Source organism: Acidithiobacillus sp., assembly GCF_023255755.1.
Lineage (GTDB): Bacteria > Pseudomonadota > Gammaproteobacteria > Acidithiobacillales > Acidithiobacillaceae > Acidithiobacillus.
Genome location: NZ_JAGDVS010000074.1, coordinates 3,035 through 10,561 on the forward strand (window position 1 = coordinate 3,035; position 7,527 = coordinate 10,561).

The following is a 7,527-nucleotide window of genomic DNA, read 5'->3' on the forward strand; positions in this document are numbered from 1 at the left end:
GCCAATGTGCTGACTAAAGTCTCCCACAACGACCTCTCACCTTACCACCTGCCGATTTTGTTGGTCGGCATTGTTCTGGCCCTGATCGGCTTGTTCGATTATCTGAAAGTGCGTGGCAGCCGCATGGATCTACCCTGCCAAAGCGCCTTGATTGATATTACGACCGAGAACGTGCGCTTTACCGATCGTTATCACCTTCCTGAAGCCCCGGTTGAGGCGGAGGATGACAGTGCCCTGGCCAGACTGGCGGCGGCCATTCCCCATTACTGTTCGATTTTGCGCCCGGTTCCGGCCAGCAAGGAGCGCACCCATCTGGCCCGCGAGCGTAATATGCTCGCCGCCCAGCGCACCATTGCCGCCAGTCACCGCGCCTCTTACGCGCGCGCCCGAACCGGGTTGTCGCTGATCCGCACCGGGGTGGCATTTATCGGCCTGGGTCTGGCCATCCACAAAATACTGGGCGCGACACCCTACAGTTTCACCGATTATATTCTGATTGCTGCGGGCTGCCTGATGCTGCTGGATGGTTTGTTCTGGTATCTGCCTGCCCGCCGCCTAAAATATGGCTTGGGGCGCGACATCAAGCCCTAAAGGGAAGAATCATCCCGGCGCTACCCGCTATTTCTTGCCATCTTGCGGCGATGACACAGAAGCTTCCACGTTTTATGATGAGGACTGTTGATACGCTGAGTCAGGAGGAAAGGGCATGCAGATAGCCATGTTACGGCCTTTGTCTGGCAAAGAGTATCTGGAAGGTGAGGAGCGCGCAGATATACGCCATGAGTATGTGGCCGGGCAGGTTTATGCCATGGCCAGGGCCAAGCTGCGGCATAACCAGATTGCCGGTAACCTGTATGGACTGCTCTGGCAAAAAGCCCGTGGCAGTCACTGTCAGGTTCTGAACAGCGATATGAAAGTGCGGGTGGAAGCTGTAGATGCCTTTTATTACCCCGATGTGGTGTTGCGTTGTGGCGCGCCGTTGTCTGGAGATACCCTCTATCTGGAAGATCCTTGCCTTATCGTCGAAGTATCGTCGGCGAGCACGGCGAATGTGGACCGTCGTGAAAAGCTACAAGCTTATCAGACGCTCCCTAGCCTGCAGGAATATGTTTTGGTGGATAGCGAAAAAATCGTTGTCGAGGCATTCCGCCGGCATCCTGAAGGTTGGTGGTACGAGTTGTTGAATGACCCTGAAAGCGATCGTTTGCGCTGCCAATGTGTCGACCTGGCACTTTCAGTAGAGGAGATCTATGCGGGCGTCGATCTGCCTTCAGCTTTGCCGACGGATTGAATGCCGCCCTGATGCTACAATGGGCCGTGTGCTTGACTGGGTTATCCAGGATGATGCGCTGATCAGCTGGTGCTGACATGCACCAGGCCGGGGAAAAGTGCTGCCAGACCATTGGCAATGAAGGTGACGGCAATGGCAGCCAGGACCAGCCCGAAAATTCGGGTGGATATGTTGATGCCGGTTACGCCCAGACGCCGTGACAATGGCCGGGCCAGGCGCAGCGCCGCGTAGGCGACTCCGGCAATGATCAGGATGTCCAGAATCAATAGCCCGCTGGCAAACCAGGAAGCATTTTTATGATGGGCAATAATCACCGTAATCATGGTACCCGGACCCGCCATGAGGGGAATGGCCAGTGGTACCACGGCTACTGCTTCCTTGCTCATGCCCTCGGCCGTTTCTTCCGGAGTGTGGCGGTAACGGCTGGATTTTGCCTGTAACATGTTGAAGGCCAGCAACATCAGAACCATGCCCCCCGCTACCTGAAAGGCGGCGATACTGATGCCAAAAAACTGAAGAATGTACTCACCCAGAAAAGCGGCGATGAGCAACACGATAGCAACGGTTCTGGAGGCCAGTTTGATGGTAGCCAGTTGCTGGACCGGATCTTCGTCAGCTGTCAAGGCAATGAAAATAGGAATGGCCCCGATGGGATTCAGAATGGCGAGCAGGGCAATCAGGGTTTGCAGGGCGTTATGCAGTTCAGGCGTGATAGACATGTAAAATTACCGTGACAGACTGTGCAGTACACAGAACGCTTGAAAAATGGTGCCTGAAGACGTATTTAATAGGCATATTCAGTTACAACCTAATACGGAGTGGATACGATGCCAACTTATGAGTATGTATGCAAGGACTGTGGACATCATTTGAGCGCGGAGCAGCGCATGAGTGATGCCCGCCTGACCGATTGTCCGGTCTGTGGCAAACCGGGCCTGGAGCGGCAGCTCAGTGCTGGCGCTTTTGCGCTGAAGGGGTCCGGCTGGTACGAGACAGATTTCAAGGGCAGTAAGGGGGGGGCGACAAAAAGCGAAACCGCCAGCAGTGCTGCGCCCGCTTGCCCGGGCGGCAGTTGCGCCTGTCATTGACGCCGCGCCTGCAGCGGGGCTAGATTGTGCGCGGGCCGCCGGTCGGGCGGCCTTTTGTTATTTGATGATGTAATTTGACACAACTATACGGGACGCAGCATGCGGACACATTATTGTAATGGCATAAACGAGAACCTGATCGGACAGACCGTGCGTCTCTGCGGATGGGCTCAACGCCGTCGTGATCACGGCGGTGTGGTTTTCATTGATCTCAGGGACCGGGAAGGGCTGGTTCAGGTGGTTGCTGATCCTGATCAGGCGGAAGCCTTCGCGGCGGCTAATGAATGCCGGAGCGAGTTTGTTTTGAGTGTCGAAGGGGTGTTGCGGGCCCGCCCTGCAGGTACGGAAAATCTGCAGATGCCCAGTGGCAAGGTCGAACTCATGGCGACGCACATCGAGATTCTGAACCGCTCCGAGCCGGTTCCGTTTCCCTTGGACGAAGAGGAGATTGCTGAAAACCTGCGTCTCAAATACCGTTATCTGGATTTGCGCCGCCCGGAAATGCTGGGACGCCTGCGTTTGCGCCATCAGGTCACCAGCTACGTGCGCCGTTATCTGGACAGTGGCGGTTTCATGGATGTTGAGACGCCGGTTCTGACCCGCTCGACACCGGAGGGTGCCCGCGATTATCTGGTCCCGTCCCGAACCCAGCCGGGTCATTTTTTCGCCTTGCCGCAAAGTCCCCAGCTGTTCAAACAACTGCTGATGGTCGCGGGTATTGATCGTTATTATCAGATTACCAAATGTTTTCGGGATGAAGACTTACGCGCCGACCGGCAGCCGGAATTTACCCAGATTGATATAGAAGCCTCTTTTGTGGATGAAGAAGCCGTCATGGGTATTGCCGAACCGATGATTCGGGGCCTGTTTGCGGAAGTGCTCGGTATTGATCTGCCCAATCCTTTCCCACGCATGACCTACGCGGATGCCATGCACCGTTTTGGCGTGGATCGCCCCGATTTGCGCAATCCCCTGGAGCTGACCGAGCTGAGCGACCTGATGCGCAGTGTGGAGTTCAAGGTATTTCGGGAGGCCGCTGAGCGCCCACGGGGTCGTGTCGCCTGTCTGCGGGTTCCCGCTGGTGCCCAGCTCAGTCGTGCACAAATTGATCAATACACCCAGTTTGCGGCCATTTATGGGGCCAAGGGTCTGGCCTGGATCAAAATCAACGCGCTGAATCAGGGTGCCGAAGGGCTCCAGTCGCCCATCGTCAAATTTCTTGCTCCCGAGGTGCTGCAGGAAATTCTCCAGCGTAGTGGCGCGGCTGTCGGCGACATTCTCTTTTTCGGCGCCGACAGTGCCAAGGTGGTCAACGAGGCGCTGGGAAATCTGCGCAACCGCGTCGCGGCCGACCTGAATTTGCTGGAAGGTGAATGGCGACCCGTATGGGTAACGGATTTTCCCATGTTTGATTACGACGAGAAGGATAATAGCTGGACTTCCACCCATCATCCATTTACGGCACCGCAAAGCGCACATCTGGAGAGTCTGGCGAAAAATCCGGGGGCAGCATTGGCCCGCGCCTATGATCTGGTGCTGAACGGCAATGAAATTGGCGGCGGCAGTATTCGTATTCATCAGGAAAAAGTTCAGGAAAAAGTGTTTGCGGCCCTGGGTATTGGCGCCGAAGAAGCGCGGGATAAATTCGGCTTCCTGCTGGACGCTCTCCATTATGGTGCGCCACCCCATGGCGGCCTGGCTTTCGGGTTGGATCGTCTGGTCATGCTCATGTCTGGCGCGGATACCATTCGCGATGTCATTGCTTTTCCCAAAACCCAGAAAGCCGGTTGTCTGTTGACCGAGGCCCCCGGCGTGGTGGCCAACAAGCAATTACAGGAGCTGGGTATCCGCCTGCGTCCCGGAGTAGGAGCCGATGTTCAAAATTCCTGAGTCGATTCTGGTCATGATCTACGCCGGTCAGCAGGTTCTGTTGCTGGAGCGTGCCCAACCGGAAGGATTCTGGCAGTCGGTAACCGGGAGTCTGGAACCGGGAGAATCCTGGCGGGACGCGGCCGTGAGGGAGCTCCGTGAAGAGACGGGATTTGCGGCGGAAGGACTGGTGGATACCGGGGTACGGAATCGCTTTCCCATTGTGCCACCCTGGCGGGAGCGTTACGCGCCGGAGGTGGCGTTCAACGAGGAGCGCATATTCACCCTGGCTTTGCCCGAGCCTCAGGTTCCACAACTGCGTCATCAGGAGCATGTGAACTTTGCCTGGTTGCCGGCGATCGAAGCGGCCCGCCGTACCGGATCGTGGACCAACCGGGATGCGATTTATCGCCATTTTGGGGCGCGCCTTGACGCACAGCAGGCGGCTTCGTAACTTAAGGAACATTTTGCACGCGCAACAGCGCCTGAGAGGGTGGTTATGGGTGTAGAGACAGTGATGGTGCAGGGGTTGCGGCGCAGTGAAGCAGCCGACCTGGATACCCGCATTCGCCGGGCAAAAGCCGCTTTGGGAAAACGTGCGGTTATTCTCGGGCATCATTACCAGCGCGAAGAAGTCTATCGTCATGCCGATTTCCATGGGGATTCCTTGCAGTTATCCCGGGCGGCAGCCGAGCAGGAAGCGGAATTCATTGTTTTTTGCGGTGTACACTTCATGGCCGAAGTGGCGGATATTCTCAGTCGTCCCGATCAGGCCAGCATTCTGCCCGATCTGAACGCCGGTTGTTCCATGGCCGACATGGCTGATATCCCGCAGGTCCAACGCGCCTGGGACGAGCTCGCGACGGTGCTGGATGTGGAGACGGAAATCACCCCGGTCACCTATGTGAACTCATCGGCTGCCATCAAGGCCTTTTGCGGGGCGCATGGTGGTACGGTCTGCACTTCTTCCAATGCCCGTAAGGTGCTCGAATGGTCCTTTCAGCAGCGGCCCAAGGCGTTATTTTTTCCGGATCAGCATCTGGGCCGCTGGACCGGGCACCAGCTGAATATCCCCTTGCGGGATATGCCGGTTTGGGACCCGGCGCTGCCCCTGGGCGGACTGACGCCCGAGGAGATTCGCCGTGCCCGGATTCTGCTCTGGAAGGGGCATTGCTCCGTGCACCAGATGTTCCAGCCCGCGCATGTTGAGCGCTGGCGCCGGGAACACCCTCAGGGGCAGGTCATCGCCCATCCCGAGTCGGCCTTTGAAGTCTGTCAGATGTCCGATGCAGTCGGATCTACGGATTTTATATTGCGTACGGTCAAAGCCTCTCCCGCAGGCAGTGAATGGCTGGTAGGCACCGAAATCAATCTGGTGACCCGTCTGGCTGACGAAGTACGGGCGGAAGGAAAAACCGTGGAATTCATGTCACCCATGGTGTGCATGTGTTCCACCATGTTCCGCATCGATCCCGAGCAGTTGGCGGTGACCTTGGAAAATCTTCTGGAAGGGCAAGTACGCAACCGGATTCAGGTCGAGCCGGAAACGGCGGCCCAGGCGCGTCTGGCCCTGGAACGCATGCTTATGGTGTCCTGACGGCCGCCATGTCCTCTGTCGCTGTGCAGCCGGCTGATGTGATTGGCGAATGGTCGCTGACCCAGCGCAATCTGCATCGTCTGCTGACTGCCTATCTGCGCCTTTATCAGGGCGCGCATTGGGAGCACAGTACCGTACCGGCTGAGGGCGCGGCGATTCTGGTGTGTAATCATGTGTCGGTGTTGGATCCCCTGCTGCTGGTCGCCAGCAATCAACGCGTGGTGTCCTTTCTGGTGGCCCGGGAATACTACGACAATCCATTGATGCGCCAGTTGCTGGAGCAAACCTACAGCATTCCGGTACGTCGGGATCGTCGTGATGTGCGGGCGCTGTTGCAGGCTCGCCATGTTCTTGAAGAGGGTCGGGTACTCGGCATTTTTCCCGAGGGCGGCATCAATCGCTCGGAGACCCGGAAAGGTGTCGCCTGGCTGGTGCGCGAAAGTGCCGCGCCGGTGGTCCCGGCTCATGTCGGCGGCGCCCGGCAGGCCGCTTCTGACTTGCAGACCTGGCTGCGGCGCCAGCATCCCCTGTTACGCTATGGGGTGCCCCTGCATTTTCATCGTGATGCTGACGCCGCCGAAGTCATGGGGGCGACCATGAGTGCTATTGCCACACTTGCATGACGGCATCCTTGCCTTTGCGTTATCATGGCCGATATTTCACCAGAATAAGTCAGTTATAGAAGCAAGGAGTGGGTTATGTCCGGGCATAGTAAATGGTCCACCATCAAATTCAAGAAAGCACTGAAAGACGCCAAACGCGGCAAAATATTTACCCGTCTGATTCGCGAAATTACCGTTGCAGCGCGCGCCGGGGGCGGAGATCCGGGCAGTAATTCACGACTGCGCCTGGCTCTGGACAAGGCATATGGTGCCAATATGACCAAAGACACCATTGAACGCGCCGTCAAACGCGGTACGGGTGAGCTGGAAGGCGTGGATTACGAGGAAGTGACTTATGAGGGCTACGGCCCTGCGGGTGTGGCTATCCTGATTGAAACCATGACCGACAACAAGGTTCGTACCGTCGCAGAAATCCGCCATATATTTTCCAAACGCGGCGGTAATATGGGAACCGCCGGTTCTGTTGCCTATCAGTTCAAAAAGCTGGGCTTAATTGTTTTTCCCGGCGATGCTGATGAAGACAAAATTCTCGAGGCGGCGCTGGAAGCAGGGGCCGAAGACGTGGTCAATGAAGGTGAGCGGATTGCTGTCTATACGGCGGCCACGGACTTGCACAGTGTGGTCCAGGCACTGGAAGCCGCCGGTTTGCAGCCGGAAGAAAGCGAATTGACCATGATTCCGGAAAACACGATTGAGGTAAGTGGAGAGGAGGCAGAAAAACTGCTGCGTCTCATCGACTTCCTGGAAGAAAACGATGACGTGCAAAATGTGTACGCCAACTATGAAATCAGCGATGAGGAAATGGCCCGCCTGGAAGCAGCATCCTGAATTTTTCAGTCCATCAGGAAACGGCCTTGCGCATCATCGGTATTGATCCGGGCTCTCTGCGCACCGGCTATGGCATCATCGAGTCGGATGCGCGTGGCGAGTTGCGGCATGTGGCTCATGGCTGCCTGAATGTGGCTGGCCGGCCCTTTCTGGAGCGCATCGGCGCCATCTACCGGGATCTGGCGCAGGTGTTGGCCGAGCATCGACCCAATACAGCAGCCATTGAGCAGG

At 57.0% G+C, this 7,527-nt stretch carries 9 protein-coding genes and 1 pseudogene; 9 read left to right on the plus strand and 1 reads right to left on the minus strand.

All coding sequences use genetic code 11. The features are described from left to right. Positions 1-591: pseudogene (locus Q0C48_RS05005) on the plus strand (type II secretion protein); the annotation flags it as partial. Positions 592-706: 115 nt separating this feature from the next. After that, the gene (locus Q0C48_RS05010) at positions 707-1,291 is read left to right on the plus strand and encodes a Uma2 family endonuclease (RefSeq protein ID WP_291522129.1); all 585 of its coding nucleotides are present in this window, start codon (positions 707-709) and stop codon (positions 1,289-1,291) included. A 62-nt stretch (positions 1,292-1,353) separates the two neighbouring features. On the opposite strand, the gene Q0C48_RS05015 is transcribed toward Q0C48_RS05010, so the two are convergent. Then, on the minus strand, positions 1,354-2,010 hold the full coding sequence (locus Q0C48_RS05015) for a MarC family protein (protein ID WP_024893139.1): 657 nt from the start codon (positions 2,008-2,010) through the stop codon (positions 1,354-1,356). A gap of 108 nt (positions 2,011-2,118) precedes the next feature. On the opposite strand from Q0C48_RS05015, the gene Q0C48_RS05020 reads away from it, so the two are divergent. The 7 genes from Q0C48_RS05020 to Q0C48_RS05050 all read left to right on the plus strand — a co-directional run. Next, entirely contained in the window at positions 2,119-2,379 is a 261-nt protein-coding gene (locus Q0C48_RS05020) for a zinc ribbon domain-containing protein (RefSeq protein ID WP_291522130.1), read from the plus strand. Positions 2,380-2,478: 99 nt separating this feature from the next. Then, on the plus strand, positions 2,479-4,269 hold the full coding sequence (gene aspS / locus Q0C48_RS05025; RefSeq protein ID WP_291522131.1) for an aspartate--tRNA ligase: 1,791 nt from the start codon (positions 2,479-2,481) through the stop codon (positions 4,267-4,269). Beyond that, positions 4,253-4,702 (plus strand): dihydroneopterin triphosphate diphosphatase, encoded by a 450-nt coding sequence (nudB, locus tag Q0C48_RS05030; RefSeq protein ID WP_031572570.1) that lies wholly within the window; start codon positions 4,253-4,255, stop codon positions 4,700-4,702. The genes aspS and nudB overlap by 17 nt, the downstream gene beginning before the upstream one ends. Before the next feature lie 45 nt (positions 4,703-4,747). Further along, positions 4,748-5,845, plus strand: coding sequence for a quinolinate synthase NadA (gene nadA, locus Q0C48_RS05035; RefSeq protein ID WP_291522132.1), 1,098 nt, complete (start codon positions 4,748-4,750; stop codon positions 5,843-5,845). Positions 5,846-5,853: 8 nt separating this feature from the next. Beyond that, positions 5,854-6,468, plus strand: coding sequence for a 1-acyl-sn-glycerol-3-phosphate acyltransferase (locus tag Q0C48_RS05040; protein ID WP_215887712.1), 615 nt, complete (start codon positions 5,854-5,856; stop codon positions 6,466-6,468). 75 nt (positions 6,469-6,543) lie between these two features. Beyond that, complete coding sequence (locus Q0C48_RS05045; RefSeq protein ID WP_024893145.1) at positions 6,544-7,296, plus strand: YebC/PmpR family DNA-binding transcriptional regulator; 753 nt, start codon at positions 6,544-6,546, stop codon at positions 7,294-7,296. Positions 7,297-7,322: 26 nt separating this feature from the next. Continuing rightward, on the plus strand, positions 7,323-7,527 hold a 205-nt coding region (locus Q0C48_RS05050; protein WP_291522133.1), incomplete at its 3' end, for a crossover junction endodeoxyribonuclease RuvC.

Coding starts and splice junctions, on each gene's coding strand:
- Q0C48_RS05010 (WP_291522129.1), top strand. CDS start 707: ATGCAGATAGCCATGTTACGGCCTTTGTCTGGCAAAGAGTATCTGGAA.
- Q0C48_RS05015 (WP_024893139.1), bottom strand. CDS start 2,010: ATGTCTATCACGCCTGAACTGCATAACGCCCTGCAAACCCTGATTGCC.
- Q0C48_RS05020 (WP_291522130.1), top strand. CDS start 2,119: ATGCCAACTTATGAGTATGTATGCAAGGACTGTGGACATCATTTGAGC.
- aspS (WP_291522131.1), top strand. CDS start 2,479: ATGCGGACACATTATTGTAATGGCATAAACGAGAACCTGATCGGACAG.
- nudB (WP_031572570.1), top strand. CDS start 4,253: ATGTTCAAAATTCCTGAGTCGATTCTGGTCATGATCTACGCCGGTCAG.
- nadA (WP_291522132.1), top strand. CDS start 4,748: ATGGGTGTAGAGACAGTGATGGTGCAGGGGTTGCGGCGCAGTGAAGCA.
- Q0C48_RS05040 (WP_215887712.1), top strand. CDS start 5,854: ATGTCCTCTGTCGCTGTGCAGCCGGCTGATGTGATTGGCGAATGGTCG.
- Q0C48_RS05045 (WP_024893145.1), top strand. CDS start 6,544: ATGTCCGGGCATAGTAAATGGTCCACCATCAAATTCAAGAAAGCACTG.